The sequence below is a fragment of the Microbacterium sp. Root322 genome (assembly GCF_001425645.1).
Taxonomy (GTDB): Bacteria; Actinomycetota; Actinomycetes; order Actinomycetales; family Microbacteriaceae; genus Microbacterium; species Microbacterium maritypicum.
Genome location: NZ_LMCS01000003.1, coordinates 352,693 through 377,527 on the forward strand (window position 1 = coordinate 352,693; position 24,835 = coordinate 377,527).

Below are 24,835 nucleotides of genomic sequence, written 5' to 3' on the forward strand. Positions count from 1 at the left end.
GTTGCGAGGGGGACTCGCTCTTTGCTGCCGGGGTTTAAACTGCGGCGGAGATGCGGGGTGATCATGAATCTGCCCCAGAAGACGGTGACATCGTGTCCACTCCGTTCCTCGATCTCGCATCACGTGAGACCTCCACTCCGCCTCACCGACACCCTCGAAGGGTTCTCGCCGGCGCACTTAGCGCTGTCTTGGCGGTCACCGCCGCGCTGACGGCCGTTCCCGCGTCGGCGCTCGCAGACGACGCCGTGCCCCTCTCCCAGCGTGCGGCGTCCACCGACACCCCGGTCATCGACGACGACATGGATCGCACGGTCGGCTCGGGATGGGGTTCGTCTCCTGAGGGCGCATGGCGTGTGGTGGAAGGTGCGGCGAGCGTGTCGGGCGAACAGGCCCAGCTCGCCAGCCGCAAGCCGGGAATCACCGCCAGAGCCACTCTCGACGGCGTCGCTGCGGGCGACGTGGACAGCCGCTTCTCGCTGACGGTGCCCGAGCTTCCCGTCGGAGGGCCGCTCTACCTCTCTCAAGCGGTTCGGGTCTCCGGCGCCGACTCCTATGGTGTGCGCGTGCGCGTTCATCCCGACGGCTCGGCATATGTGTCGATCGTGCGGCTCTCCGACCTCATGCGTGTGCAGCACCTCAGCGAGCGTAAGCTGCCCCTCACGGTGACGAGCGGCACGACCATGACGGTCGCGCTCAGCGTCACCGGTGCGAGTCCTGTGGAACTGGGCGCCAAGGCCTGGGAGTCGAGCGCTGCCGAGCCGAGCGACTGGCAGGTGACGTACACCGACGATTCCGACGCCCGCATCCAGGCCGCAGGCGGCTACGCGTTCGCGCTCTACACGTCCTCAGGGGCCCGCACCGCTGTGCCGGTCGGCATCGACGACGTCACCGTCACCACGCCCGCGCTCACGACCGAGCCGTCGCCGGAGCCGACGACGGAGCCGACGACGGAGCCGTCACCCGAGCCGACGACTGAGCCGTCGCCCGAGCCCACGACCGAGCCGTCGCCCGAGCCGACTCCGACTCCGACTCCGACGCCCACCCCGACCCCGACCCCGACGCCCACCCCGACGCCGACTCCCACGCCGACGCCGACGCCGACGCCGACGCCGACGCCCACGCCGGTGCCCCCGGTGACGGAGCCGGTACCCCCGGTCACGCCGGAGGGCGTGCGTGGGGAACCCGGTGCCAAGGCCCCGGGGACGCTCTCCTATGACGCCCCTGCAACGGCCATCTACGTCGCTCCCGCAGGATTCGATGGAGCGTCGGGGACCAAGAACTCACCCGTCAAGACGATCGCTGCCGCGCTGCGGGTCGTCCCGAACGGCGGCACGATCGTCCTTCGCGGCGGGACCTACCACGAGGAGGTCGTGGTGCCTGCGCAGAAGCGGGTCACCATCCAACCCGCACCCAACGAGTCGGTGTGGCTCGACGGTGCGAAGCCGGTCACCGGCTGGAAGGCCTCGGGAAGCGCGTGGGTCGTCGATGGCTGGAACACCGCTCTCGACGCGAGCCCGACGTACACCAAGGGTGCTCCGGACAACACGGCGGCGGACTGGCGGTTCGTCGACCCGGCCCACCCGATGGCCGCGCACCCCGACCAGATCTGGGTCGCGGGCGTGCAGCTGCGCGAGGTGGCCTCCGCATCGCAGGTCGAAGAAGGCACCTTCTTCGTCGATGACTCCGCCAAGCGTCTGGTGATCGGCACGAACCCGACGGGCAAGTCGGTCGAGGCGAGCGTGCTCACGCAGGCTCTCTCGATCCGCTCGGCGGGATCCGAGGTCAGGGGAATCGGAGTGCGCCGGTACGCCACCAGCGTTCCGCAGATGGGCACCGTGGTCGCAGCCGCCCCGAACGTCTCGCTCACCGACGTGACGATTCGCGACAACTCGACCACGGGCTTCTACTCCTGGGCGCCGGCGACCACGCTGACGCGCGTCTCGCTGATCGGCAACGGCCTGCTCGGCGGAGGTGCGTCGCAGGCGGACGGACTCACGGTGACGCAGATGCTCTCGGTCGGCAACAACGCCGAGCACTTCAACCATTCGCCGGTGTCCGGAGCCTTCAAGGTCACGCGTACCCGCGGGGTGACGGTGAAGGACAGCGCGTTCACCGGCAATGACGGGCGCGGCCCGTGGTTCGACGAGTCCGTGCTCGACGTCGCGTTCACCGGCAACGACGTGATCGGCAACACCGGCCACGGCGTCATGGTCGAACTCTCGGAGCGGGCCGTAATCGCCGACAACGTCATCGCCCGCAACGGCGAGTTCGGTCTGTTCGTGCTCAACTCCGGCAACGTGAAGATCTGGAACAACACGTTCGTCGGCAACGGCAACCGCAACATCAGCATCGGGATGGACTCCCGCCGTGCCTCCGACCCGAACACCCCGGGGCACGACCCGCGGACCCGGTACGCGCCACAGGCCTCGTGGATCGTGCGCAACGTGGTGATGTCGAACAACGTCATCGCCGAGAGCGCCGGCAACTGCCTGGTCTGCGTGCAGGACTTCTCGCTGCAGTACACCGGATCCCAGATGGTGTCGAGCGTCGAGGGCAACCTCTACCACCGCACGTCGCCGGGGACGCCCAGGTGGTTCTCCGCGTGGTCGAAGGGCTCTGTCTCGAGAGACCCTGCGGTGACCGACACGCTCACCGCGTTCACGGCAGCGACGGGCCAGGATCGGCGCTCGCAGTTCGTCGAGGGCGCGCCGGTGGTCGACGGCGGCTATGCGCTGCTTCCCGCGTACGCGGCCGCGCAGGGATCCGTGGCGGTTCCGGTGCCGTCTGATATCGCCTCAGTATCGCGACTCCCCGGCAACGGCGCGACGCTGGGGGCCCTGCCCCGGTGACGATGTAAGCATGGGCTCTCTTCTCGCTGTCGGCGCGCGTGCGCTGACGATGGTCATCGCGCTGGTCTGCGGCGTCCTCACGACCCGGATGATCATCGGCGGCGCCGGCGTCGACAGCTTCGCCCTGTACACGCTTCTGACGACCATCCCGTCGCTGCTGACCTTCACCGACCTCGGCAGCGGGGCGGTGCTGGTCAACGCCGTGGCGACGAGCGAGAACGTGCGCACGGATGAGAAGCTGCGTTACCAGCTCACGTCGGTCGGGCGCGTGCTGCTCATGTTCGCGGCCACGGCGATGGCGATCAACACCATCCTGGTGCTCACCGGGGCCTGGGAGCTGGTGTTCGGCGAGGCAGGAGGACGCCCCGGCGCCTCGCTGGCCGCGTTCTACTGCGTGACGATCTTCTGCCTGGGCATCCCTCTCGGCGTCTGGGCGCGGATCATGCTGGGACAGCGCCGCAATCACATCGTGATCCTCCTCCAAGGGCTGATCTCTCCGCTGACCATGACCGGTGTCTGGCTGATGCTCACGTTCGGCGGCGAGAACCTGCACTCCTTCGTGGCCATCGCGTCCTTCGCGGCATCCTTCCTCGTCTCGGTGCTCGGAATCCTCATCACGGCGCGCACAACCTCGCCCCTGATCCCCGCGGCCGCGCGGATGGTCCTGCGGCCCCGGCGGTATCCGGGAGTCCGGGTGATGGATGTCGGCTGGCCGATGCTCGCGCAGATGGTCACCTATCCGATCGCGGTCGGCTCCCAGCGGTACGTGATCGCTCAGCTGGGCGGCCCCACCGACGTCGCCGAGTACGGTGTGGCCGGGCAGGTCTTCTTCGCCCTCAACGGCCTGGTGATGGCGGGCGGACTCGCGCTCTGGCCCCATTTCGCGAAGAGCAGGCACGATGGCGACCTCCGGCGGGGGCCGTTCCTGCTGTCGGCGCTGTTCGCCGTCGCCATCGGGCTCGCCACGGTGATGGTGTGGCTCGTCGGTCCGTGGCTGTTCGGGTTCATCACGCAGGGCGAGCTGACCGTGCGTCCCAGTACGATCTTCGCCTTCGGCCTGATGATCATGATGACCGCGGCGGTGTATCCGCTGGGCATGTTCATCATGGACAAGCCGGGCATCCGCTTCCAGGTGATCCCCACCCTCAGCATGGCCGCCGTGGGGATCACGCTCTCCTTCGTGCTGACGCCCGTGCTGGGAATCGCGGGACCGCTGATCGGTGTCGCCTTCGCGCTCGTCGTCTGCCAGCTGATCCCGTTCTCGATCTACATCGTCCGGAACAAGAAGCGACTGACCGTCGGAGACCTCGAGCAGGTCTAGCCGCGCGGTGCGCGACCGTGGCAACCGTGCCGGATGGGTGGGGGAGTCAGTCCCGCATGCGGGGCGTCAGCCCAGCAAGTGCGTGGTGATGCTCGAGCGGTACACCTCGGGCGCGTGACGGCGGAGGGCCTCGCCACGGCTGTCTGCGACGGTCGACACCATCTCGTCCCAGCGGGTGTCGATGTCGGTCAGAGCGGACGCGATCGCAGCGGAGTCGCCGGCGGTGACGAGCTGCGCGGTGCCGTAGCCGCCTGCCGCTTCCCGAAGACCGCTGCTGTCGCTGGCGATCACCGGACGCAGCGCGAGGATTCCCTCGACGGCGGTGTTCCCGAAAGGCTCATCGATGCGCGAAGGCACGAGCAGCACATCCGTCTTCTCGAGGAACGGCCAGATGTCGGTGTGGAATCCGGCGAAGTCGACGGAGACCCCGGCTTCTGCGGCCTGCGCGCGCAGATCGCGCTCGAACCACTCATACCCCTCGAAGACTGCGCCCAGGAGGGTCACATCCACAGGGCGCCCGGCGGAGTGCAGCCGGGCTGCGGCCTCGATCACGAGGTCGGGTCCCTTGCGGGGGGAGAGTCGTCCGATATACAGCACACGGAGCGGTCCCTCGGTGCGAGGACGGGGAGAAGTCGGCTGCGCAGGAGAGGCGACACCGTTGTAGACCACGTGCGACCGACGCGCGAGGGCAGGAAGCGCGGTTCGGATCGTATCCAGGCTGAAGCGACTGTTCACCAGCGTGCGGTGGGAGGCCAGGTGAGGGGAGTAGAGGATGCGGTTGACGAGTCGGTTGCCCGATGCCTCGGCCTCGTGGACGTGGCTCACCGACCGGATACCCCGCAACCGCGCGATCAGCGGCCATTCGGGGATGATGATCGTCGACACGTAGACGACGTCGGGGCGCACTCGTCCGATCAGGCGCCACGCGGCACCCAGGCCGCGGAAAGTGTCGCGGAACAGCTTCGGCAGGCCCCGTGGCGTCAGCAGGACCTTGCGCAGCACGAGCATCGGCACGATGACGACCTCGGCGCCGGCGCTGCGGAGTTCGTTCACGAGCAGTCCGGTACTCGGGAGGGCCACGACCACGCGTGCGCCCGCCTCGACGAGGCCGATCGCGCTCTCGAGCAGCATGCGATCGGAGCCGAACAGCTCGGCGCCGGGATGCACGAGCAGAACGGTGTGCTTCTTCCTCTCACCGCTCATCACGCCCCCGATCCGGCAGGCGCGGGGACCCAGTCCGTCGACCGGCGACGTGCCCGTCGAGCGGAGGGGTGGATCGTCGCGCGTTCGGCTATGCGATGGGCGAGTGCTTCGTATTCGTCGGCGACGTCGTCCCAGCGGAACCGGGTGCGCGCGATCTCCTGCACGGCCGTGGCACGGGCCTCGGTCGATGCCGGGTCGGCCTCTGCCGACATCACGTGCTCGGCGACGTCGGCAGCATCGGAGAAGAACCAACCGTTGCCGTCGAGCACCTCCCGGTTGAAGGGGACGTCGAAGCCGATGACGGCGGTGCCGGCACCCATCGCGCGAAGGAGCGACGGGTTGGTTCCGCCGACGGAGTGGCCGTGCACGTACGTGAGTGCATTCGCATAGAGCGCGTCGAGCAGCTCCTGGTCGTACACGCCGCCGACGAGTCGGATCCGTTCGTCACCATCGGCCACGCGTTCGATCTCCTGGGTGTATCCCGCGCTGTACGGTGCGGAGCCGACCACCACGAGAGGCAACTTCGCGTCGCTGTCGCGGTAGCCCTCCACGATCTCGAGCACATGGTTCTCCGGCTCGAACCGGGCCACCACGAGGTGGTATCCGCCCGATTCCAGCCCCATCTCGGCGACTCCGCGCTCGGGCAGCTGATCGAGGATGGGGGCGCCGTAGCGGATGAGCTCGGTGGGCACATCGAACTGGTGCCGGTAGTAGTCGGCGATTCCCGGCGCATCGGCGATGAGAGCATCGGCGGTGCGCACCCCGAACTGCTCGGCCCAGCGGTAGTAGGCCTTGCCGCGCGGTCCCCACTTCGAGCGTCGCCATTCGAGCCCGTCCATGTGCAGGGCGACGGGTGCTCGGCGCATCCGGAGCAGGGGCAGGAACGGCGAGTTGGCGGCGTTGAAGACGAAGGTCGCGTCGGGCCGGCGTCGGAACATGAGGTGCAGGGCCGACAGCCCCGTGTGGCTCAGCGTCTCGATCTGCTTGACGGGGACCGCGGGAAGGTGGACGACCCGCATTCCGAGGTACTCCTTCTCACGCCGCTCGGAACCACGGGTGTACACGACGACGTCGTGACCGCGGTCCGCGAGCCGGCGCCCGACCTCTTCGATGGCGGTCTCGAAACCGCCGTATGCCGCGGGCACTCCTCGGGTCCCCACCATCGCGATGGTGAGGCGGTTCGAATTGCTCATCCGATCAGTATGCCCCGCTGGGCTGCACCATGACTTTGGCGGTACGCCACATGATCTGCAGGTCGTTCATCACGGACCAGTTCTCGACGTATCGCAGGTCGAGGCGCACGCTCTCGTCCCAGGAGAGGTCGCTTCGTCCGGAGACCTGCCACAGGCCGGTGATCCCGGGCTTGATGTACAGGCGACGGAAGACGGTGCCGTCGTAGGCGGTGACTTCGCTCGGCAGCGGCGGTCGAGGACCGACCACGCTCATGTCGCCGATGAGCACGTTCCAGAACTGCGGCAGTTCGTCGAGTGAGAGCTTGCGCAGCACCTTGCCGACACGGGTGACGCGAGGGTCGTCCTTCATCTTGAAGAGGAGACCTGCGCCCTCGTTCTGCTCCTTGAGCATGGCGAGCTGCTTCTCGGCGTCCGTCTTCATCGAACGGAACTTGACCATCTTGAAGCGGCGGCCGTCACGGCCGACGCGCTCCTGGAAGAAGAAGACGGGACCGGGCGAGTCCATCTTGATGAGCAGCGCGAGGACAGGCGCCAGCAGGCCGATCGGGATCAGCGCGAGCGTGGCGACGGCGACGTCCAGTGCCCGCTTCAGCAGGTGCTGTCCGCCTTCGTAGGTCGGGATCTGCACCTGGATCAGCGGCAGGCCCTCGACGGGTGCGAAGGAGATGCGCGGACCCGCGACGTCGGTGAGTCGGCTGGAGAGCACGAGCTCGGCAGCGGTTCCCTCGAGCTGCCAGCTCAGCTGCTTGACGAACTCCGGCTCGCCTTCGGGGCGGCTCGCCACGATGATCGTGTCGGCGCCGACCTCGGCCGCGACCGACGACACGGAGTTCACGTTCCCCAGAACCGGGAACCTCGTGTCGTCGATCACGATGTCGCGCGCATTGCCGTCGAGGAGCGTCGCGCCGACCACCTGGTACCCGGATGCGCCGATCGGGTGCAGCGTGCGGACCACATACTCCACGTCGTCCCTGTTGCCGACGACGAGGGTGCGGGAGGCGAACCTCCCCTGGGTGCGCTGCTTCTGCAGCCAGTGGCGCCACAGCCACCTGGTCACCAGAAGCGTCAGCACACCGACGGGCAGCCCCAGCAGCAGCGTCAGTTGCATCGACTTCCATGCGAGCAGGACCGCCACGATGGCGATGATCCCGAAGGCGAGTCCGGTGGCGTGCGCGACGCCGCGGTACTCGGTGGCGCTGGCGCGGAACAACGCGGCGTCCCGCGTGTGCAGCGCGCTGAGCATGAGGTACCACAGCGCGGCGAGCGGGATGCCGTTGCGCAGGACCTCGGGCACGGAGACGCCGGTGGACAGCTCGACCGCTGCCGTCAGACCCATCGCGAACAGGATGACAGCCGCATCCGTCGTCCGCAGCCGCATCCGATAGCGACGCTCCCATTGACGGCGCCTTTCCAGAGTCGCCGAAGGGCGCGGTGTGACCACCGTGCGCGTCACCGACTTGGTGGCTCGCGGAGCTGCGACCGGCACGAAGCCGGTACGAGCGATGCTCAGGGCATCCTCGACCGAAGTCATGCCGAAGCCTCATGAGCCGTGAATGTACGCAAAAAAACCCAGTGCGACATGTGATTCCCCAGTTTCCCCAGACCATGAACCCCACGTTCACGGCTTTCGTCTGCGTCCCGACCCCTCGGGTCCTGCTGAAACTCCCCGTGATTCCCACATCACGGAGTGCGTTCTCATCGTCCCAAACGATGATCGCTGACAGCAGGCACTGCAGACCTTGACCACTGTAGCGGAACATCGCCGCCACGGGAAGGTAAATCTGATGAATGGATGAAAGAAGGTTGCGAGGAGCCCTTGAGCCGGGGCTATTCTGTCGCGGTGACCGTGAATACAGACACTGCGCGCTTCCAGCTTCGACCGATGCTGCCACGCGACCCTTCTCAGCCGCACCGCACCGCGAGCCCGCTCGAGCTCTTCTTCGATCTGGTCTTCGTCGTTGCCGTGAGCATCGCCTCCGCGCAGCTGCACCATGCGCTCAGCGAGGGGCACTTCCTGCACGGCATCACCTCCTACGCGATGCTGTTCTTCGCGATCTGGTGGGCCTGGATGAACTTCACCTGGTTCGCCACCTCGTTCGACACGGACGACTGGCTCTATCGGGTCACGACGTTCGTGCAGATGGGTGGGGTCCTCGTCTTGGCTGCGGGCATCCCCGGGGCCTTCAACGAGGGGGACTTCACCCTCCCCGTCCTCGGCTATGTCGTCATGCGCGTCGCGATGGTGACGCAGTGGTTGCGGGCGTCACGTTCGGCAGGCCCCCTGCGGTCGGCCACGCGTCGGTACGCTCTCGGCATCGCCGCAGTCCAGGTGCTGTGGATCCTGTTCCTGCTGATCCCGGTGGGCCCGCTGCAGATCGTCGCGTTCGTGCTCTTCGTGCTGGCCGAGATCAGCGTCCCGGTGTTCGCCGAGTACCGCAGGCAGACTCCGTGGCATCCACACCACATCACCGAGCGCTACGGGCTGTTCACGCTCATCGTGCTCGGAGAGAGCCTGCTCGCCTCCGCCAACGCGATCATCGACGCCCTCGACAAGGTCGAGAGCCTCGGGCCGCTGATCGCCATCTCGGTGCTCACCCTCGTGGTCACGGCGTCGCTGTGGTGGATCTACTTCTGGCCGCCGCACCAGCGCGCCATCACGAGCTTCGGACGCTCGCTCCGCTACGGCTACACGCACTACTTCGTGTTCGGGGCGGCCGCCGCCTTCTCCGCCGGGATCGAGGTGGAGCTCGACGTCCTGACCGGGAAGAGCCACCTGTCGAGCATCGCGGCATCACTCACCGTCACGATCCCGATCGCGATCTTCCTCCTCGCCGTCTGGTGGATCGCCATCCGTGAGAACGCCGACCGTGTCGTGAACACGGTGGTGCCCTCAGGTGCGGTGCTGGTGCTGCTCGATCCGGTCCTGCCGATCCCGGTCACGCTCACCGCCCTGGTGCTCGTCGGCATCGTGGTCGTGCTGGTGCTCCGCCCCCCGGTCGCGTCCTCGCGCATAGACAAGGCATAGATCGGGCAAAGTCTCCTGATCGGAAGCTCCGCGACGCTGAGGACACGCAACAGTCCGTCGAGGAGGAGACAGATCATGAGTATTCCGGAACCCACCCAGACCCCCGATGGTCCCGCGTACGAGGGGCGCCTGCTCGATCGACGCGATGAGGAGATCGTCGATCAGGGGGCCGCCTTCGATATCCGCACGCTGGTGACCAGGCGCGGTGTGCTCGGACTCGCGGGTGTGGGTCTGGGCGCCGTCGTGCTCGCGGCCTGCGCGCCGCCGGCGTCGGTCGGGTCGGCGAGCCCGACGCCCACGGCCACGTCGGGGGCCTCGGCGGGCGATGCCGCGAGCGTCGGCGAGATCCCCGACGAGACGGCAGGGCCCTACCCGGGAGACGGATCGAACGGTCCCGATGTGCTCGAGGACTCGGGGATCGTCCGCCAGGACATCCGCTCGTCGATCGACGGCGGTGCGACCGCCGAAGGTGTTCCGCTCACGTTCGCGTTGCAGGTGATCGATCTCGCGAGTGGGGGAGTCCCCTTCGCCGGCGTCGCGGTGTACGCGTGGCACTGCACGGCGCAGGGCGAGTACTCGATGTACTCCTCCGGGCTGGAGGATGTCACCTACCTGCGCGGTGTGCAGGTCGCCGATGCCGATGGCAGAGTGTCGTTCACCTCGGTGTTCCCCGGGTGCTACTCGGGGCGCTGGCCGCACATCCACTTCGAGGTGTACCCGGATGTGGGCTCGATCACCGACTCGAGCGCGGCCATCGCGACGTCGCAACTGGCCCTTCCCGAGGCGGCGTGCGCGGCCGTCTACGCAGAGGCTGCGTATGACGGCTCCGCGAGGAATCTCTCGCAGATCACGCTCGCGAGCGACAACGTCTTCGGTGACGACTCCGGTGTCCTGCAGGTGGCCGCCGTCACCGGAAGCGTGCAGGGCGGGTACTCGGCCACGCTCGCGGTCGGCGTCGACACGGCGACCACCCCGGCTGCGGGCGGGGGCCAGGGCGGGTCGGGCGGCGGGGGTCGGCCGCCGTCGAGCTGAGCCGAAACCGTGGATGGGGGCCGGGTGGGCCGGTCTGCTATGCTTATGGAGCAGCGTGTGTGCATCGCCCCTCTCGGCCGCCACGTCGCCACTGATCAGGGCCATTACGGACCGCGCACATCGATGCGTGCGGAATCCGCCCTCGGTCTCACATCTTGCGGAGCGCCACGCGTGTCCGCCACACAGCAATGAGCATGACCATGAGCACCACCACCTTTCCCCCGTCCGATCCGTTGACCTGGAAGCAGGCCGACACAGATGTGCACGTCGCGACGCGCGGCGGCGAATTCGCCGGCTTCGTCGAGTTCGACGGCAGCGCGCACCTGGTGCGCGACAACCACGGCGCCGAGCTCGGCGTCTTCGACTCGCTCGATGACGCCTTCCGTGCGCTCGAAGACGCGAACCAGCCTTCCCGACGTGGGCCCGTCTTTCCGTCGATGCTGCCTCGGGCCTGGCGTCGCCGCACCCGCCGCGCCCGCGCCTGAAATCAGCGATTCACGCACAACGAGCGTGGTCCGTCAAGGGGTGCGGATGTATTCCCGAAGGCGCATGTGGGCGGGGCTACTGTGAGGTAAGCGTTGGGCATCTGCCTTGGGCTTCCACAGCTCGAGGGCTCCGAACGTCAGGAGAAGATCATCTCCATCACACAGATCGAACCGACCGCGGCAACGCTGGGCCCGATTCGTCAGACTTACTCCGGCAATGCGGACTTCCCGCCCATGGCCCAGGCGTACAAGCAGGTGTCGCAGGTGGTCAAGGAGACCGGCCTGCTTCAGCGCACCCAGTGGTTCTACATCTTCGTGGCCGCAGGCATCGCGGTGGCCCTCGGCGGCCTCATCACCGGCTTCATCCTGCTCGGCGACAGCTGGTTCCAGCTGCTGATCGCTGCGGGGCTCGGCATCGTCCTGACGCAGATCGCGTTCCTCGGGCATGAGGCCGCGCACCGCCAGATCCTGAGCACGGGGCCTGCGAACTTCAAGCTCGCGCGCATCGTGATCGCCAGCATCGGCATGAGCTACTCGTGGTGGGACTCGAAGCACACCAAGCACCACGGAAACCCGAACCAGGTCGGCAAGGACCCCGACATCGAGGTCGACACGATCTCGTTCCTCGAGGAGGACGCCGCCAAGGCGAAGGGCCTGATCAAGCTGATCACCCGCAAGCAGGGTTGGCTCTTCTTCCCGCTCCTCACCCTCGAGGGGCTGAACCTCCACTTCCTCGGCCTGAAGTACCTCATGACGACGAAGAACGTCAAGGGACGCTGGACCGAGCTCAGCATCATCGCGCTCCGGTTCGCCCTCATCCTGGTGCCCGTGTTCATGATGCTCCCCCTCGGTATGGCTTTCGCCTTCATGGGGGTGCAGTTCGCGGTCTTCGGCGTCTACATGGGAGCCGCGTTCGCGCCGAACCACAAGGGGATGCCGATCATCGAGCCCGGCGCCCGTCTCGACTTCTTCACCAAGCAGGTGCGCACCTCCCGCAACATCAGCGGTGGATGGTGGACGACCTGGCTCATGGGCGGCCTCAACTACCAGGTGGAGCACCACCTCTTCCCGAGCATGCCGCGACCGCACCTCGCCAAGGCGCGGGAGATCGTACGCGACTACTGCGCGGCGAACGACGTGCCCTACACGGAGACCAGCCTCGGTCGGTCCTACATGATCGTCATCGAGTACCTGAACCGGGTCGGACTCTCCGCCGGAGCAGATCCCTTCGACTGCCCGGCAGTCGCGCAGTTCGGGCGGGGGTAGCCACCAGACATCACCGGGCCTGATCAGTCCGGGAACGACAGAGGCGCGAGCAGGAATCCCTGCTCGCGCCTCTGTCGTTCGTGGGTCTACTTGGAGGACTTCTTCTTGGTCTCCACCACGTCGATCGTGATCTTCTCGAGCGGGCGGTCGTCGTCGAGCTCGTCCTCGAGCACCTCGTCGCCGAGGAAGGTCTCCTCCGGCACCTCGTCGGCGATGACCGGCGCGGGCGCGGACGTCGGCGCGGCGGGCGCGTCCGCTCCGGTGATCTCCGTGGGCAGCGAGTCGTCGGAGAAGATCCCGTCGGGACGGATCAGCTCGCGCACCTCGGCCATGAAGCTCGTCAGCTGCTGCTGCTGCCACCGCAGCTGACGTGTGCGGTCCTCAGCGTCGTGCAGCACCGCAGTGGTGTGGCCGGTGACCGAGTCGACGATCTTCTGGGCCTTGGCGCGAGCGCGCTCGAGCGTCTCGCGAGCGCGGACCTGAGCTTCGGCCTCGATCGCCTGCGCCTGCGAGCGGGTCAGGCGCTCGTAGTCCTCGGCGCGTGCCGAGATGCGCTGGGCGTGCTCGAGCGATGCCGTGACCTGCTCGTTCGCGTCGTTGGTGATCCGCTCCGCGTGAGCGACGGCCTGGTTGTGCAGCACGAGGAACTCCTGCTGCGCGTCGTCCTGGCGGCGGGTGAGGGTCTCCTCGAACTCCAGCACACGGGCGTTCATGTCGCGCACATCGCGCTCGGCATCGGCACGCAGCTGGGTCGTCTCGCGGGTGACGAGCGAGCGCAGCGCGGCCGCGCCCTTCTCAGCTTCGGTACGGATCGCCGTGGCCTCCTGTGCGGCCTGGTTCACCTTCTCCGCGGCGTGCGCGGCTTCGCGCTCGATGCGTGCCTCGTGCGCGGTGTACTCGGTGTCCATCTTCAGGCGCACCTGATCGGCGTCACGCTGCGCCTGGGCGGTGATCCGCTCGGCGTCGGCCTCGGCCTCGGCGCGCTGCGCGGTCACTTCCTCACGGGCAGAGGTCATCAGACGGTCGGCCTGCACGGCCGCGTTCTGGATGAGCACGTTCGCCTGCTCCTCGGCGACCCGCAGGATCGCCTCGAACTGCTGGCGCGACGGAGCCTCTTCGCCGTCCGGCTGCGGAGCGTCGACGAGTTCGGAGGTGAGGGTGGCGACCTGCTGCTCGGCGTCGGACACCTTCGCGTTCGCGGCCGTCAGCTCGCTCTCGAGAGCTTCGCGAGCCTTGCGCTCTTCTTCCCGCACCGCCTCGACGGCTTCCTCTTCGCGGGCCTGCGCCTCGGCGACCTCTGCGGCGGCCTGCTTGAGCTGGTTGCGGAGGGTCGAGAGCGCCGCGTCGACCTCGGCCTTGTCGTAGCCGCGGAAGCCGACGGTGAACGCACCCTGCTGCTCGCGGGGCGCGGTCTCGATCAGCTGGTCGAAGAAGTCCGGCGAGCGCTCGCCGTCGCGGTCGGAGGTACCGGGAGATTCGCTCATGGGTTTCTTGCCTTTCTGGCGGGGCCACACCGGGAGCGGCGGCTCCATCCCGACAGTCGGGACGGTGTGGACCGGAGGAGGTCGTCAGGGCGCACGCCACCACCGTGACCCGGCGGAGGACCGGCGGGCAGGGCGCGCCCTACAGCCTAGTTGCGTCTGCTGAATGTTTCGCCTTCGTCTTCCTGCTCCGCCGACGCGGCGGTCGAAGGCGTTCGACTCGCCGGGTGGTCAGGCCTCGTGCACCCAGCGCGCGTTCCTGTCGTCGAGAGGCTCGCCGCGCACGTATCGCACGGGTTCTCCTGGGGCGACCGCGACCTCGCGGACCTCCGCTGCGGCGGCGATGCGCGAACGCAGATCGGTCCACAGCTGCACGGTCTGCGGAAAACCGAAGTACTCGCGGAAGGTCTCGATCTGCATCCGGGTTCCGTCTGCGACGGGAACGAGCCGGGCGACCGTGTCATCGGGCTCGACGAACCGGATGCCGTAGGCGCCGTCGCTGCGGATGACGTACTCGCGCTCCTTCGTCGCCATCGCCGATGCCACGATCTCGCGAGCGCGGGGTTCCGCGGCCTGGATCACCACTGTGGTGCCGAGTTCGGTGAGTGCCGCGTCGAGCTGGTCCGAGGCGAACTTCTTGCCGGCTCGGGCGCCGGCCTCCGAGGCTCCGCGGCCCAGGCGGCTCTTCAGGATCGGACCGCCGATGATCAACGCGAGGATCGGCAGGCCGAGGAGAAGGTACGCAGCAGCATCCACGGGCACAGCGTATCCGGACACCTGACGTGCCCCTCGCGCAGGGCGCGTCAGACGGAGGTCATCAGATGGTCGAGCACCAGCTCGCCCGACGCGTTGAGAGCCTGCATCATCTCCGCGATCAGTCGAGGATCGATCGGTGGCTGCTCGGCGGCGTCGTACCCGAACTGCAGGGGGATCGCCGGGTGGATCCAGACGGTGGCGCGCTTGTCCACTCCGTCGGTGACGGGGCGCCAGGTCATCATGAAACTCTCCTGGCGGCGGAGCTTCGTCGAGATGACGATCTTCAGATGCGCCAGCGTCGCGTCTTCGATGAGGATCGGATCCGAGGTCCCGTCGTAGCGCAGTCTGCCCATGAGAGAACGCTACACCGCGCGCGTTCTGCCTCTTCTGCGGCCCGTGCGCAACCCCCTCTGCGAAGGGCCGTCGGATCGATACCGTCGCAGCATGACGACAGTGGAATGACAACGAGGAGGGCGGGGTGCAGACGATGGCGCGTACGCGGATTGCGCTCAACGAATCAGAGTTCTTCCTGGCGCAGGGCCAGGACGTCGCGGAGCTGAGAGGCCGGATGGAAGGAGCGATGCGCGCGGGCGGTGGGTTCGTCGAATTCGTCGTGGTGGGCAATCGCGCGGTGAGCGTGCTGATCACTGCGGCGACGCAGGTCGTGATCTCCGTCGAGACGGTGGAGTACGACGCGCGCGACACCGGGGACAGTGCCGTGCCGTACGGCGGGGAGTACGACCTGCTGTGATCGCGGGCCGTGGGCTCCCGAGACGGATGTGCGGGAGCCTCGGCCGCGCTCTGCGGCGCAGCGCGGCGCACTGCTACGGTGACGACGGTGGGCATCGCGCCCCTGGGGCCGTCGAACAAGAGGAACTTCGAGATGAAGGGTCCGTCCCGTCTGCGTCTTGGTCGTATCGGGATCGCCACCGCGCTCGCGGTCGTGATCGGTGCGCTGGTGCCGTCATTGTCGGCGAGCATCTCGGCGACCGCGGCCACCGATGGGCAGATGGTGTATCCGGCCTCGGGCAACATCCAATCGAAGGTCGGCGACGGCTGCCGTGGCAACTATCGGGCGCACGAGGGTATTGACATCTCCGCCGCCGGTGGCACGCCGATCCTCGCCGCGTACAGCGGCGTGATCAAGTCGCGGACGGTGAACAGCGGCTACGGCAACTACACCGATGTCGAGCATCCGGGCGGTTACGTCACCCGGTACGCGCACATGGCTTCGCCGGGAACCTACGCTCCCGGCACCCGGGTGGAGCGTGGACAGCAGATCGGAATCGTGGGCAACACAGGGAACTCGCCGGCGTACCACCTGCACTTCGAGGTCCGGCGGAACGGCGCCGTCTACACCGGGATCAACGACGGCTTCGTGTGCCTGACGAACGTCGCGCGCGGAGGGACGATCCCCCTGACGTTCCCCGGACTGCGCACGGAGTCCGGCCCTCCGATCCCGCCCGCTGACTTCACCGGCGACGGCAGGTCCGACCTGCTGCTGGTGGCGGGCAACGGCGATCTGCGCCTGCGGGCAGGAACGGGTTCCGGAGGCTTCCAGGCTCCGACGACCCTGGTCAGTGGCTGGGCGGGCGATCGCCGGCACCTCACGCGCGCCGACCTCAACGGCGATGGACGAGGGGACGTCCTCGCAGCCAGGACGGATGGTGTGCTCGAGTTCTCTGCCGGCAACGGTGCCGGAGGGGTGGCGGCGCCCGTGGGCATCGGTGCCGGCTGGTACGACATGCTGCACGTCACCTCCGGTGCCGACTACACCGGCGACGGGAAGCAGGACGTGGTGGGTGTCTCGCCGGGCGGTGTCCTCGTCATCTACCCCGGGAACGGTGCCGGCGGCCTCGGGGGAACGCCCAAGACCGTCGGCGGCGGCTGGCACGGCTTCCACTTCCTCGTCGGCGGCGACTTCAACAATGACGGGTGGGGGGATCTCATGGCGATGAGCGACAACGGCACCCTCTACTTCTACCCGCGGGTCTCGGGCGGGGCCTCGCCGCCGGTCGTCGTCGGAAGCGGATGGCTGGAGTTCACCGCGGCGACGGGAGGGGCCGACTACGACGGCGATGGGCGAGCCGATCTGCTGGTGCGCACGGCGGCGGGCGAGCTCTTCTTCTATCCGGGCAACGGCGACGGCGGATTCGGCGCGCGGAGGCTCGTCAGCGCCGACTGGGCCGATCACCTCGCCATCGAGTAGTCGACGGCATGCCCGCCGCGTCCAAGAGCGCGGCGTAGGGTGGGCGCATGGCCGAGCCGACGTTCGAGGAGATCGCGGCGGGGTTGTACTCCGGGCCTCCGGAAGAGTTCGTATCGTCGCGCAAGGCGCGCGCGGAGGAGGCCGGGCAGGCCGCACTCGCGTCGCGGATCATGGCTCTGCGCAAGCCCTCGATCGCGGCGTGGGTGGTGAACGTGTTCGCCCAGGAGCGGGCCGGGCAGCTGGCAGAAGCCTTGGCGTTGGCTCGGGAACTTCGCGAGGCGCAGGACGACCTGGATGCCGCGGCGCTGGCGAAACTCGGCCGTGAACGGCGTCTGCTGACGAGGAAGCTCGCGCAGGCCGCGGGAGAGCTGGCCGCGTCGCGGGGCGAGCGTGTCACACCGTCGACGCTCGAGGCGGTCGAGCAGAGCATCTCCGCCGCCTTCTTCGACCCGGTGGCTGCGGCTGCCGTCGCTTCAGGGCGGCTGGTGCGCGCTCTCGCGCCCTCGGCGACGGCGACCGATGTGCGCGACGCCGTCGCGGGCGATCTGCCCGAGCTGGAGTCGCTCTCACCGCCTGCGGTGGACGAACTGCGAGAGCGAAGGGCCCGCCGCGATGCGGAGCGCGCGATCGTCACGGCCGAGAAGGAACAGGCGTCGGCCGAGCGCGAGCTCGCCGAACGTGATGCGGCGCTGAGGGAGCTGCGTGCCCGGAAAGACGAGCTCAGCGCGCGTGTTTCGGAACTCGAGGCCCAGCTCTCCCAGACCCGCGCCGATCTGACCAGGGCAGAGCGCGACCTTCCGGAGGCGGAGCAGCGCCGGGTGGACGCGACGATGAGGGCGGATGCTGCGGCCGATGCCCTCGACGCGGCACGGAACGCGAAAGAAGCGCTCTGACCGGCGCCTGCGATCCGTGGCGCTTGCGGCGCGGGAAGGTCAGAGCGGGCGGTGGATGAGGCGGCCGCGGAGAAAAGGGAGCACCGGGGCTCTGTATTCCAGAGCTGACGTGTCCTCGGGATCGAGAACGAGCTCCGCCTGCCCGAAACGCCACATGCGGTTGTAGAGGTAGACGCCGATGGTCGTGTGCCGGTCGGCGGGAACCTGCCAGGTGCCATCGCCCCACTGCGTCGGCTGGCCCCGTCCGCCGATGACGAGCGTCGGCCTGACGCCCGCGTAGAGCGCGAGGCGCGGCCTATGCATCGTGAGCTCGATCCGGCGGGTGCTCATCTGTGCTCCTCGTCTTGGGGCTCCCGGTCGAACGGTGACACGGGGTGGGCTCGCCGGGGAAAAGCGAACTCTCTGCCATGCAGAAGGTGGCGAGGGTTCTTGAGTGATTGTAGCGATCACCCTTGTGGCTCCGACTGGCAGCGATCTGGTGGCCATTCGGCTTTCCGTTGGAGATTGAAGTGGCTTCTGCTGAGCTACCGGCACAACACCGGCACGGTAGGCAGCTACCTTCTGAACGAGTTCTCGGCGGGTATCAGGATCGTGAGTTACGCACGTCCCTCAGCCGCGAGATCTTGATGATCAAGAGGCTGAGCGCCACCGTCAAGGTTGCGACCAGAACGGCGGCAGCGAACCAGGACCCGGTCAGGGTCATGGCCGGCGAGGTACCCACCTCCGAGGAGCCCTGAAACGAGGCGACCAACGGGATGGTGATCGTCAATCCGCCTGTGAACGCCGCAGCGGCACTGAGCATCCCCGCGATGAGGAGCAACCCGGTGGAGATCATGAACGCGTGAATCACGATCAGCACGACACCGGCTCTCGTCGCCACTGAACTGCCGCCCAGATTGCTCCCGGTGGTAGTCATCGCACGCACCGCGCGGTGAAGCCATTCTTCGTGGACAGCTGCGCGCTGACTGATTCCTCGAGAAGCCCATCACCCAGGTTGTGGAGTGCGCTGGAGACCTCTTGGGCTGTCACCGCCTCGCCATCCGGACATGAAGCGGCTTCGGCGAACGCTGGTATCGCGGTGAGCATAGGCCCCGACAGCACCTCCGTGACAACGATCTTCGGCGACTGGTGTGCATTCATCAGCATCTTCAAAATGTCCCGGTGACTCGATGGTCGAATCCAGCGATTCGTCATGAGCGTAGATGGAGGCCACTGCGCCGTCTGTAGGCACTTCGGGGGACAAGGTGCATGTCCAGGGCGCTTCGCCTCGCTGAACTCGCTCAGTACCGTGGGTTCCGCGTGCTCGACAAACGGGCCGAAACAGCCGGGGGAGCGGGCGAGAGCCAGACGTGCCCGGGGCAAAGCAAAACCCCCGCCATGTAGAAGCTAGGCGAGGGTTTCTGGGCTGATTGTAACGATCAGCCGTGTGGCTCCGACCGGCATCGATCCGGTGACCTTTCGATTTTCAGTCGAACGCTCTACCAACTGAGCTACAGAGCCGCGCGACCGGCGAACCTGTCGCGTCCTAGACGAAGAGCCCTCTCCGAAGAAAGAGCTCATCGCACGGAGCGACCCTGACGGGACTTGAACCCGCGACCTCCGCCGTGACAGGGCGGCACGCTAACCAACTGCGCTACAGGGCCATACTTGTTTTCAATTATACCGGAAGGTGTGACCCCAACGGGATTCGAACCCGTGCTACCGCCGTGAAAGGGCGGCGTCCTAGGCCGCTAAACGATGGGGCCGAGTCAGTCCCGGGGGACTTCCTTGCCGACGCTCAAGCATAAGGGATGTTTTGAGCAAATCGCGAATCGAGGGCGTGGTGCTGCACCCCGGGCGTGTTCCCGGGGGACGATCGAGGTGTCGGGAGGGGGCGGGATCGCCGTGATGCCCCCTGGTGCGGATGTGAAAGTTGTTGTTAGTGTGGCAACTGTGAAACCGGCGGAAGGGGCCGTGTGAACGACAAGATCACGCTGGATGCTGCAGTTGCTGCGGCGTCCGAGGACTGCGGCTGCGCGCCCACTCCGACAGAACGCCGTGCTTTCGGCAAGATGGGCATCAGCCGTCGCGGTGCCCTCGGCATCGGCGCGCTCGGTGTCGTCGCGCTCAGCGCCTTCGGCATCACCAACGGTGTGTCGGCGGCCTATGCCGCCACGTACCCGAGCTGGGACGATGTGCAGCGCGCGAAGAACAACGAGGCGGCGAAGGCTGCCGAGGTCTCGCGCATCGAGGGACTGATCCAGTCGCTCACGCAGAAGGTCGCCGAGACTCAGGAAGCCGCGAAGGTCGCGTCGGCGGAGTTCTATGACGCTCAGCAGGCCTACTTCGCTGCGGCCACCGAAGCCGACTCCATGCAGGCGAAGGCCGACGAGCAGGCTGCGGTTGCCGACAGCTCCGCCCGCAAGGCAGGGCAGGTCGCCGCGCAGCTCTACCGCAACGGCGGCGACGACACGTCGATGGAACTGTTCTTCGCCGGCTCGGCGAACAACGCCGATGAGCTGCTCGCGCGCCTCGGCACGATGGACAAGCTCCTCGAATACAACCAGTCCGTCTACGACAAGGCCGTCGCGGCGCGCAACTCCGCGCAGTCCCTCAGCGACCAGGCGGTCGTCGCTCGCAACGAGCGCGACCGGCTGCAGAAGGTCGCCGAAGAGAAGATGGTCGCGGCGCAGCAGGCTGCGGATGCGGCGCAGGCAGCCCTGGACGAGCAGTCGGCGAACCTGGCCACGATGCAGGCTCAGCTCGCAGCCCTCAAGGATGCGACGACCCAGACGGTCGCCGGATACCAGGCAGGCGTCGAGGCAGAGGCGAAGGCACGTCGCGAACGCGAGGCCGCCGAGCGTGCAGCGGCCGCGGCAGCAGCCGCTGCCGGTGGCGGCGGAGGCGGCGGAGGCGGAAGCCAGGGCTCGGGTGGCTGGTGCCGTCCGCACGGCGGAGGAAAGAGCTCCGGATACGGTCCTCGCTCCGTGCAGTGCGGTCCGAAGGGCTGCTCCTCCTCGTTCCACTACGGCACGGACTTCGCCAACGGCTGCGGCTCGGCGATCTACGCCGCAAACTCCGGCACCGTCGACTACGCCGGCCCGAACGACGGGTACGGCAACTACATCCGCATCCAGCACGGTGGTGGCGTCGGCACCGGTTACGCCCACATCCGCGACGGCGGCATCCTCGTCCGCTCGGGGCAGTGGGTCAACTCCGGTCAGCTCATCGCCTACGCGGGCAACACCGGTCGCTCGTTCGGCTGCCACCTGCACTTCGAGGTGTACGTCGGCGGCCGACCCGTGAACCCCGTGGCCTTCCTCGGCGATCGCGGAGTACCCGCCTGAGCGTCGACCACTCCTGACACGAAGAAAGACCCCCGGCCGCTGAGCGGTACCGGGGGTCTTCTTCATGCGTGCGGCGGGATCAGTGGCCCTGCTCGCCGAAACGGACGATCGCCTCGTCGAGGATGCGCTGCGCCTCGGCGGCGTCACCCCACTCGTCGACCTTGACCCACTTGTTGGGCTCGAGGTCCTTGTAGTGCTCGAAGAAGTGCGCGATCTCCTTCTTCGTGTACTCGGCGATGTCGTCGATGTCCTGGATGTGCGCCCAGCGCGGGTCCTTCGAGAGCACGGCGACGAGCTTGTCGTCCCCGCCGGCCTCGTCGCTCATCTTCAGCACGGCCACCGGACGCACCTCGACGACGACGCCGGGGTAGATCGCGTGGTCGAGCAGCACCAGCACGTCGAGCGGGTCGCCGTCCTCGCCGAGGGTGTTGTCGAAGTAGCCGTAGTCGGCCGGGTAGCCGAAGGTCGTGTAGAGCACGCGGTCGAGGTGCACTCGTCCGGTCTCGTGGTCGACCTCGTACTTCACGCGGCTGCCGCGCGGGATCTCGATGACGGCGTCGTGTGCGCCCATGCGTGTGCTCCTCAGGAAAAGTTCGGTTGGATGCCGCGGACTAGCCTACCTGCGGCACTCGCACGCTCGGAGGCCGTGATCGTTCAGGATCCTGCGTCGACGGGTGGGGCACCGTCTTCGTGCGACCGACTCCGGAACAGACGATTCAGCACACGGCTCATCGGATCGCTCAGAAGCAGCAGGAGGAGCCCGTAGTACCCGTTCGGAGAGGCTGCGACCGCGATGATGAGGGCCGCGCCGAAGAGGACGATGGCGGCGAGGTCGCCGATAGCCCCCAGACGGATGGTCTGGGTCGACACGGTGCTGAGCTCGCGATGACGCGCCAGGTAGAGCCAGCCGGCGAGGGTGGTCACCTGCGTCATGATCAGCGTTCCGATGTAGACCACGGCCTGCAGAGCGTCGGTGTCCATCTGTCCGATCATCGCCGTGGGAACCGGCAGCCAGACGATCGTCGCCATCCAGGCGACGTTGATCCACAGCAGCGGTCCCGTGATCCACTCCACATCGCGGTACTGGCGGTGATGCCCCATCCAGAAGGTCGCGATGAGAAGGAAACTCAGCCCGAAGCTGAGCAGCTGACCCGAATGCTCGTTCAGGAACTCGGCCGTGCTCATGTGACCGGACGCGGCCTCGGAGACCGACTCCATCAGCGGGAGGATGAGCAGCGTCATCGCGATAGCGACGACGGCGTCGACGAACGCCTTGAATCTCTCGGTCCGGAAGGGGAGTGCACGCGTGTTGTCGGTCACGGCGTCAGGATAGCCCCGGACGCCGCTGCGCACGGCGGCGGGCACGCAGATCGGAGGATTGCCCTAGCGTGGAATCGTGCCGTCACTTCCTCCCGCCATCGCCGAGATCCGCCTGGCCGTGCGCACCGCGCTCGCCGCGCTCCCCGAGGGATCGACGGTCATCGTCGCGCTGTCCGGTGGAGCGGACTCACTCGCGCTCGCCGCAGCCACCGCCTTCGAGGCCTCGAGACTCGGGCTCCGCGCGGCGTCATTGACCGTCGATCATGGTCTGCAGGACGACTCCGCAGAGGTCGCCGCTCGCGCAGCGCGCACCGGCGCCGAGCTCGGCCTCGACCCCCTCATCGTGCGCGTCGACGTCGCGGGGGAGGGCGGCCCCGAGGCTGCCGCCCGCGATGCTCGCTACGGGGTGCTGCGCGATGCGGCCGCAGATGTGCGCGCCGCAGCGGTGCTGCTCGGCCACACCCTCGATGACCAGGCCGAGACGGTGCTCCTCGGACTCGCCCGCGGATCCGGCGCCGCGAGTCTGCAGGGGATGGCCCCGGTGCGGGAAGACGACGACGGCGTGCGGTGGGTGCGACCGCTGCTCGGTGTGCGGCGGGAGACGACGAGGGCATTCTGCGCGGCGTCCGCGCTCGACCCCTGGGACGACCCGCACAACCTCGACGACCGCTACGCGAGGGTCCGGGTGCGCGAGCGCGTGCTCCCTGTTCTCGAGGCCGAGCTCGGCCCTGGCATCGCCGAGGCCCTCGTGCGCACGGCCGAGCAGCTGCGGGAAGACGCCGAGGCGTTCGACGAGATGATCCAGGAGACGATCGAAGACATCGTCGAACACGCAGAGGCGGGAATCTCGGTGAGCGTGGCAGCGCTCGCCGCCAACCCTGCGGCGCTGCGCAACCGCATCATCCGTCTCGTCGTCGACAGCGAGTTCGGGGTCAGCCTCACGAGGACGCAGACCGTCGAGGTCGCGCGACTGGTGACCGACTGGAGCGGTCAGGGACCGATCGACCTGCCAGGGTGCTCGGCCGTTCGTCACGGCGGGCGCATCGTCTTCACCGCATCCGGCCGCTGAGCGCGTCTCGTCTCGAACGCTCTCCGCGTCCGTACCCGACGGCCGGATGGGTGGAGTGAGGTCTTACTTCTTTCCGCCGAGGAGGCCGCCGAGGATCCCACCGAGGTCGATGCCGCCGCCGGAGCCACCGCTGTTGCCGCCACCGAGAAGCCCGCCGATCACGTCGCCGATGCCACCCGACGCGCCGCCCTTGTCGTTGCCGCCGAGCAGGCCGCCGATGAGGTCGCCGATGCCACCGGAGCTCTCGGCTCCGGCATCGGCCTTCGCCGTCTTGTCCTTGTTCGCGTTGGCGATGAGGCCCATCACGATGGGGGCCAGGATCGGAAGGAGCTTGCCGAAGTCGATGCCGGGGGTCGCCTTCGACTCCGTGAGCTCCTTCGTGACCTCCTTCTCCTTCGATCCGAGGATGTGCGCGACGATCTTGCCGCCGTCCGCCTGATCGATGTCGTCGACCTTCGAGGCACTGGAGCTGCCCTCGTGCTTCTTGAGCGCGTTCCGGATGGCGGCGGAGCCCTCATCCGTCTGCGCGTTCTTGGCGAGCCCGCCCAGCAGCACCGCGCCGCCCTGCTCGACCGCGACCTTGGCCTCGTCGCGCGAGACGCCCAGCTTCTCGGCGATGTCGTCGATCGGCACCTGCGTGAGGATGTCGTCAAGAGCCATGGTGAATCCTTCCGTCGGGGCGTCCGCCCACATCACCGCTCACAGTAGTGCGGATGCCACGCGAGGGGGAGATGCCTCCCCGATCGACGAACCTGGGACCGAGCATCCGATCACGTCGCCTAAAATCGATCCATGCGCGCCGCGGAGATCCAGGACGACCTTGCACAGATCCTCGTCACAGAGGAGGAGATCCTCGCCAAGCTCGACCAGCTCGCGGCGCAGGTCGCCGAGGATTACGAGGGCAAGGACCTCGTCCTCGTCGGGGTGCTCAAAGGCGCCGTCATGGTCATGGCCGACTTCGCGCGGGCGCTGCCGTTCCACGCACCGATGGACTGGATGGCGGTCTCGAGCTACGGAGCGAGCACCAAGTCGAGCGGCGTGGTGCAGATCCGCAAGGACCTCGACACCGACCTCAACGGCAAGCACGTCCTGATCGTCGAGGACATCATCGACTCCGGCCTGACCCTCAGCTGGCTGCTGGAGAACTTCGGATCCCGCGGAGCCGAGTCGATCGAGGTGCTGGCGCTCCTGCGCAAGCCCGAGGCCGCGAAGGTCGTCATCGACTGCAAGTACGTGGGCTTCGACATCCCCACCGATTTCGTCGTCGGATACGGCCTCGACTACGACGAGCGTTACCGCAACCTGCGCGATGTCGCGGTGCTCGCGCCGCACGTCTACAGCTGACGCCGGCGCCACGCTACGCCGTGGGTGAACGCACAGCGGCCCCCTAGGGCGCGCGCGATACGC

The 24,835-nt window shown here is 67.7% G+C and carries 24 protein-coding genes and 3 tRNA genes; 12 read left to right on the plus strand and 15 right to left on the minus strand.

All coding sequences use genetic code 11. The features are described 5' to 3' along the window. Positions 1-188: 188 nt before the first annotated feature. Positions 189-2,849 carry a right-handed parallel beta-helix repeat-containing protein gene (locus tag ASC55_RS17520; RefSeq protein ID WP_055876790.1) on the plus strand — a complete coding sequence of 887 codons (2,661 nt, stop codon included), beginning with the start codon at positions 189-191 and terminating at the stop codon, positions 2,847-2,849. 10 nt (positions 2,850-2,859) lie between these two features. After that, positions 2,860-4,170, plus strand: coding sequence for a lipopolysaccharide biosynthesis protein (locus ASC55_RS13990; RefSeq protein ID WP_055876792.1), 1,311 nt, complete (start codon positions 2,860-2,862; stop codon positions 4,168-4,170). Positions 4,171-4,236: 66 nt separating this feature from the next. Here ASC55_RS13990 and ASC55_RS13995 read toward each other — a convergent pair whose 3' ends face one another. The 3 genes from ASC55_RS13995 to ASC55_RS14005 are packed head-to-tail and all read right to left on the minus strand — an operon-like array spanning position 4,237 to position 8,097. Beyond that, on the minus strand, positions 4,237-5,373 hold the full coding sequence (locus tag ASC55_RS13995; protein WP_055876795.1) for a glycosyltransferase: 1,137 nt from the start codon (positions 5,371-5,373) through the stop codon (positions 4,237-4,239). Next, entirely contained in the window at positions 5,373-6,566 is a 1,194-nt protein-coding gene (locus ASC55_RS14000; RefSeq protein WP_055876798.1) for a glycosyltransferase, read from the minus strand. Before ASC55_RS14000 ends, ASC55_RS13995 begins: the two co-directional genes overlap by 1 nt. Positions 6,567-6,570: 4 nt before the next feature. Continuing rightward, complete coding sequence (locus ASC55_RS14005; protein ID WP_055876801.1) at positions 6,571-8,097, minus strand: sugar transferase; 1,527 nt, start codon at positions 8,095-8,097, stop codon at positions 6,571-6,573. Positions 8,098-8,448: 351 nt separating this feature from the next. On the opposite strand from ASC55_RS14005, the gene ASC55_RS14010 reads away from it, so the two are divergent. The 4 genes from ASC55_RS14010 to ASC55_RS14025 all read left to right on the plus strand — a co-directional run bounded on the left by ASC55_RS14010 (position 8,449) and on the right by ASC55_RS14025 (position 12,374). Next, positions 8,449-9,591: a low temperature requirement protein A gene (locus ASC55_RS14010; protein ID WP_055876804.1), complete on the plus strand. Its 1,143-nt coding sequence runs from the start codon at positions 8,449-8,451 to the stop codon at positions 9,589-9,591. A gap of 75 nt (positions 9,592-9,666) precedes the next feature. Continuing rightward, the gene (locus ASC55_RS14015; RefSeq protein WP_055876807.1) at positions 9,667-10,623 is read left to right on the plus strand and encodes a dioxygenase family protein; all 957 of its coding nucleotides are present in this window, start codon (positions 9,667-9,669) and stop codon (positions 10,621-10,623) included. A gap of 200 nt (positions 10,624-10,823) precedes the next feature. Then, positions 10,824-11,108, plus strand: a complete 285-nt coding sequence (locus tag ASC55_RS14020) for a hypothetical protein (RefSeq protein WP_151486879.1) — start codon at positions 10,824-10,826, stop codon at positions 11,106-11,108. A 147-nt stretch (positions 11,109-11,255) separates the two neighbouring features. Continuing rightward, entirely contained in the window at positions 11,256-12,374 is a 1,119-nt protein-coding gene (locus ASC55_RS14025; RefSeq protein WP_174799596.1) for a fatty acid desaturase family protein, read from the plus strand. Positions 12,375-12,460: 86 nt separating this feature from the next. On the opposite strand, the gene ASC55_RS14030 is transcribed toward ASC55_RS14025, so the two are convergent. The 3 genes from ASC55_RS14030 to ASC55_RS14040 form a co-directional block, all read right to left on the minus strand. Then, on the minus strand, positions 12,461-13,858 hold the full coding sequence (locus ASC55_RS14030; protein WP_055876811.1) for a hypothetical protein: 1,398 nt from the start codon (positions 13,856-13,858) through the stop codon (positions 12,461-12,463). Between the two features lie 228 nt (positions 13,859-14,086). Then, complete coding sequence (locus tag ASC55_RS14035) at positions 14,087-14,611, minus strand: hypothetical protein (RefSeq protein WP_235563388.1); 525 nt, start codon at positions 14,609-14,611, stop codon at positions 14,087-14,089. Positions 14,612-14,658: 47 nt separating this feature from the next. Then, positions 14,659-14,964, minus strand: a complete 306-nt coding sequence (locus tag ASC55_RS14040) for a DUF7882 family protein (RefSeq protein ID WP_017831470.1) — start codon at positions 14,962-14,964, stop codon at positions 14,659-14,661. Between the two features lie 134 nt (positions 14,965-15,098). Between ASC55_RS14040 and ASC55_RS14045 the strand changes: the two genes are divergently transcribed. The 3 genes from ASC55_RS14045 (at position 15,099) to ASC55_RS14055 (ending at position 17,713) form a co-directional block, all read left to right on the plus strand. Beyond that, on the plus strand, positions 15,099-15,362 hold the full coding sequence (locus tag ASC55_RS14045; protein WP_235563402.1) for a hypothetical protein: 264 nt from the start codon (positions 15,099-15,101) through the stop codon (positions 15,360-15,362). 87 nt (positions 15,363-15,449) lie between these two features. Next, positions 15,450-16,820, plus strand: a complete 1,371-nt coding sequence (locus ASC55_RS14050) for a peptidoglycan DD-metalloendopeptidase family protein (protein WP_082524372.1) — start codon at positions 15,450-15,452, stop codon at positions 16,818-16,820. A 47-nt stretch (positions 16,821-16,867) separates the two neighbouring features. Beyond that, positions 16,868-17,713 carry a hypothetical protein gene (locus ASC55_RS14055; RefSeq protein WP_055876818.1) on the plus strand — a complete coding sequence of 282 codons (846 nt, stop codon included), beginning with the start codon at positions 16,868-16,870 and terminating at the stop codon, positions 17,711-17,713. A gap of 39 nt (positions 17,714-17,752) precedes the next feature. Here ASC55_RS14055 and ASC55_RS14060 read toward each other — a convergent pair whose 3' ends face one another. The 6 genes from ASC55_RS14060 to ASC55_RS14085 all read right to left on the minus strand — a co-directional run bounded on the left by ASC55_RS14060 (position 17,753) and on the right by ASC55_RS14085 (position 19,458). Then, on the minus strand, positions 17,753-18,043 hold the full coding sequence (locus tag ASC55_RS14060) for a hypothetical protein (protein WP_017831474.1): 291 nt from the start codon (positions 18,041-18,043) through the stop codon (positions 17,753-17,755). A 253-nt stretch (positions 18,044-18,296) separates the two neighbouring features. Then, positions 18,297-18,629: a hypothetical protein gene (locus ASC55_RS14065; RefSeq protein ID WP_055869727.1), complete on the minus strand. Its 333-nt coding sequence runs from the start codon at positions 18,627-18,629 to the stop codon at positions 18,297-18,299. Then, a complete protein-coding gene (locus ASC55_RS14070; RefSeq protein WP_055876824.1) occupies positions 18,626-18,859 on the minus strand; it encodes a hypothetical protein in 234 nt (77 codons plus the stop codon). Before ASC55_RS14070 ends, ASC55_RS14065 begins: the two co-directional genes overlap by 4 nt. Before the next feature lie 281 nt (positions 18,860-19,140). After that, a tRNA-Phe gene (locus tag ASC55_RS14075) sits at positions 19,141-19,213 on the minus strand. A 69-nt stretch (positions 19,214-19,282) separates the two neighbouring features. Continuing rightward, positions 19,283-19,356, minus strand: a tRNA-Asp gene (locus ASC55_RS14080). Between the two features lie 29 nt (positions 19,357-19,385). Next, a tRNA-Glu gene (locus ASC55_RS14085) sits at positions 19,386-19,458 on the minus strand. Positions 19,459-19,668: 210 nt separating this feature from the next. Between ASC55_RS14085 and ASC55_RS14090 the strand changes: the two genes are divergently transcribed. Beyond that, entirely contained in the window at positions 19,669-21,039 is a 1,371-nt protein-coding gene (locus tag ASC55_RS14090; RefSeq protein WP_055869732.1) for a M23 family metallopeptidase, read from the plus strand. Positions 21,040-21,118: 79 nt separating this feature from the next. Here ASC55_RS14090 and ASC55_RS14095 read toward each other — a convergent pair whose 3' ends face one another. After that, a complete protein-coding gene (locus ASC55_RS14095) occupies positions 21,119-21,610 on the minus strand; it encodes an inorganic diphosphatase (RefSeq protein ID WP_055869737.1) in 492 nt (163 codons plus the stop codon). 83 nt (positions 21,611-21,693) lie between these two features. After that, positions 21,694-22,359 (minus strand): TMEM175 family protein, encoded by a 666-nt coding sequence (locus ASC55_RS14100; protein ID WP_235563389.1) that lies wholly within the window; start codon positions 22,357-22,359, stop codon positions 21,694-21,696. 76 nt (positions 22,360-22,435) lie between these two features. Here ASC55_RS14100 and tilS point away from each other — a divergent pair, with 76 nt between their 5' ends. Next, entirely contained in the window at positions 22,436-23,428 is a 993-nt protein-coding gene (tilS, locus tag ASC55_RS14105; RefSeq protein ID WP_055876829.1) for a tRNA lysidine(34) synthetase TilS, read from the plus strand. Between the two features lie 63 nt (positions 23,429-23,491). On the opposite strand, the gene ASC55_RS17800 is transcribed toward tilS, so the two are convergent. Further along, positions 23,492-24,088, minus strand: a complete 597-nt coding sequence (locus tag ASC55_RS17800; protein ID WP_055876833.1) for a DUF937 domain-containing protein — start codon at positions 24,086-24,088, stop codon at positions 23,492-23,494. A 132-nt stretch (positions 24,089-24,220) separates the two neighbouring features. Between ASC55_RS17800 and hpt the strand changes: the two genes are divergently transcribed. Continuing rightward, positions 24,221-24,772 carry a hypoxanthine phosphoribosyltransferase gene (hpt, locus tag ASC55_RS14115; protein ID WP_017831480.1) on the plus strand — a complete coding sequence of 184 codons (552 nt, stop codon included), beginning with the start codon at positions 24,221-24,223 and terminating at the stop codon, positions 24,770-24,772. Positions 24,773-24,835: the final 63 nt, after the last annotated feature.

Coding starts and splice junctions, on each gene's coding strand:
- ASC55_RS14040 (WP_017831470.1), bottom strand. CDS start 14,964: ATGGGCAGACTGCGCTACGACGGGACCTCGGATCCGATCCTCATCGAA.
- ASC55_RS14045 (WP_235563402.1), top strand. CDS start 15,099: ATGGCGCGTACGCGGATTGCGCTCAACGAATCAGAGTTCTTCCTGGCG.
- ASC55_RS14060 (WP_017831474.1), bottom strand. CDS start 18,043: ATGAGCACCCGCCGGATCGAGCTCACGATGCATAGGCCGCGCCTCGCG.
- ASC55_RS13995 (WP_055876795.1), bottom strand. CDS start 5,373: ATGAGCGGTGAGAGGAAGAAGCACACCGTTCTGCTCGTGCATCCCGGC.
- ASC55_RS14030 (WP_055876811.1), bottom strand. CDS start 13,858: ATGAGCGAATCTCCCGGTACCTCCGACCGCGACGGCGAGCGCTCGCCG.
- ASC55_RS14010 (WP_055876804.1), top strand. CDS start 8,449: ATGCTGCCACGCGACCCTTCTCAGCCGCACCGCACCGCGAGCCCGCTC.
- ASC55_RS13990 (WP_055876792.1), top strand. CDS start 2,860: ATGGGCTCTCTTCTCGCTGTCGGCGCGCGTGCGCTGACGATGGTCATC.
- ASC55_RS14065 (WP_055869727.1), bottom strand. CDS start 18,629: ATGACTACCACCGGGAGCAATCTGGGCGGCAGTTCAGTGGCGACGAGA.
- hpt (WP_017831480.1), top strand. CDS start 24,221: ATGCGCGCCGCGGAGATCCAGGACGACCTTGCACAGATCCTCGTCACA.
- ASC55_RS14095 (WP_055869737.1), bottom strand. CDS start 21,610: ATGGGCGCACACGACGCCGTCATCGAGATCCCGCGCGGCAGCCGCGTG.
- ASC55_RS14020 (WP_151486879.1), top strand. CDS start 10,824: ATGAGCACCACCACCTTTCCCCCGTCCGATCCGTTGACCTGGAAGCAG.
- ASC55_RS14055 (WP_055876818.1), top strand. CDS start 16,868: ATGGCCGAGCCGACGTTCGAGGAGATCGCGGCGGGGTTGTACTCCGGG.
- ASC55_RS14005 (WP_055876801.1), bottom strand. CDS start 8,097: ATGACTTCGGTCGAGGATGCCCTGAGCATCGCTCGTACCGGCTTCGTG.
- ASC55_RS17800 (WP_055876833.1), bottom strand. CDS start 24,088: ATGGCTCTTGACGACATCCTCACGCAGGTGCCGATCGACGACATCGCC.
- ASC55_RS14070 (WP_055876824.1), bottom strand. CDS start 18,859: ATGCTGATGAATGCACACCAGTCGCCGAAGATCGTTGTCACGGAGGTG.
- ASC55_RS14000 (WP_055876798.1), bottom strand. CDS start 6,566: ATGAGCAATTCGAACCGCCTCACCATCGCGATGGTGGGGACCCGAGGA.
- ASC55_RS14015 (WP_055876807.1), top strand. CDS start 9,667: ATGAGTATTCCGGAACCCACCCAGACCCCCGATGGTCCCGCGTACGAG.